The organism is Plantactinospora sp. B5E13 (assembly GCF_039871775.1).
Lineage (GTDB): Bacteria > Actinomycetota > Actinomycetes > Mycobacteriales > Micromonosporaceae > Plantactinospora.
In genome coordinates this window covers 1-1692 of the sequence record NZ_JBDPLT010000104.1, presented here as the reverse complement: position 1 = coordinate 1692, position 1692 = coordinate 1, and the positions used below count along the sequence as shown (strand labels likewise).

Genomic DNA, 1692 nt, shown 5'->3' with positions numbered 1-1692 from the left:
GCCTCGATCCACCGATGCGGTTCGTGTTGATCGCAGTTGAATAGATTTGATCCGATGTGGTTTCGGGGCAGGGTGGATTCGCCGATTACGTGGTCGGCTTGCTCGGGGCAGGGTTGTGCGGGGGTGGGGCGGGGTTCGTGGCCTGTGGTCGGGGCCGCCTGGTTCCGGTCGGTATGTGGTGGTCAGCCGGGTGCGGTATGGACGGCGGTGAACAGATTCTCGAACGCGGCCTGCCAGGGCCAATACTCGGGTAGGTGCAGGTGGATGGTGCGGGCCCGGTGCGCGAGGCGGGCGGCGACGTTGACGATCCGGGTCCGGATCGTGGTGGTTCGGGCGGTCGTCCAGGTGCCGGTGGCGAGGTGCCCGGCGGCCCGGGTGAGGTTGTGGGCGAGTCCGGCGCAGGTCAGCCAGGCGGCGTTGGCGTTGAACCGGCCGGAGGGCAGGTGGGCGAGGGGGCCGGCGATCAGGTCGGCGTTGATTTGCTCGATGACCGCGTGCTGCCGGTGCTGGGCTTCGGCCTGTACGAGGGTGTAGGGGCTGTCGGTGAAGACCGTGTGGTACCGGTAGGCGGGCAGGAGTTCTTCCTGGCCGGGGGCCTGAGCCGGGTCGTCGCGGCGGATCCGGCGCACGATCAGCCTTGCGGTCACCGCGTGCCGGGTGCCGGCGAACGCGGTGTAGGTGGTCTCGGCGATCTGCGCGTCGGAGATCCACCGCCCGGCGTCCTCGTCCCAGACGGCCCGCGGATATCGGATGTCGATCCACTGGTCCTCGGCGATGCCGTCGCAGGCGGCGCGGATCTTGGTGTCGATGCGGGTGGTGACCGAGAACCGCACCTGGTGGCGTCGGCAGGTGCTGATGACCGTCTTGGCGTAGAACGCCGAGTCGGCCCGCACGACGATCTCGCCGGTCGCGCCGCAGGCGCGGGCGGTGCCGATCGTCTCGGCGATCATGCTGGCAGCGCCCTTGCTGGAACCGGTGTTACCCGAGCGCAGCCTCGTGGCGGCGACGACCGGCGCCGACAGCGGGGTGGACAACGTCGCCACGAGGGGGTTGTAGCCGCGTAGCCAGACGTTGTAGCCACCGACCTTGGCGTGACCGAACCCGATGCCCTGCTTCTGCTTGCCGTAGACCCGCCGCAGCATCGAGTCGATGTCCACAAACGTCAACACGTCCGCGCCGGCCAGGATCGGTACCCGGCCGGCCAGGCCGATCAGGGTGTCACGGGCGGCGGCCTGCAACTGCCGCACGTGCCCGTGGGTGAAGGTGCGCAGGAACGAGCCGAGCGTCGAGGGTGCGTACACGCTACTGAACAGTGACCGCATCCCGCCGTGCCGAGCCACGTCGAGGTCATCGATGCTGTCCGCACCGGCGATCATCCCGGCCACGATCGCGGCGACCTTGCCGGCCGGGTTCGCGCCCTTGTCCGTCGGCAGGCTCACCCGGTCGGCGACCGCGTCATGCAGACCGGCCTGCTCGGCCAGGCGCATCACCGGGACCAGACCGGCACACGACACCAGATTCGCATCATCGAACGTCACGGCCGTCACCGGCGCGTCATAGCGTAATCTCACCTGCGAGGTGCCCTCTCGAACCGAGCGATAGAAGCCTGAAGCACTCCTATCCTTCCAGTTCAGAGGGCACTTTCTATCTCCGGGGTCCTGCCGGGCCGATCTTCATCGGTGGATCGAGGCT

General features: G+C 68.5%; 1 protein-coding gene. It reads right to left on the bottom strand.

Annotation, left to right across the window (positions count from 1 at the left end):
• Positions 1–182: 182 nt before the first annotated feature.
• Complete coding sequence (locus tag ABGB05_RS36845) at positions 183–1571, bottom strand: IS1380 family transposase (RefSeq protein WP_347658663.1); 1389 nt, start codon at positions 1569–1571, stop codon at positions 183–185.
• Positions 1572–1692: the final 121 nt, after the last annotated feature.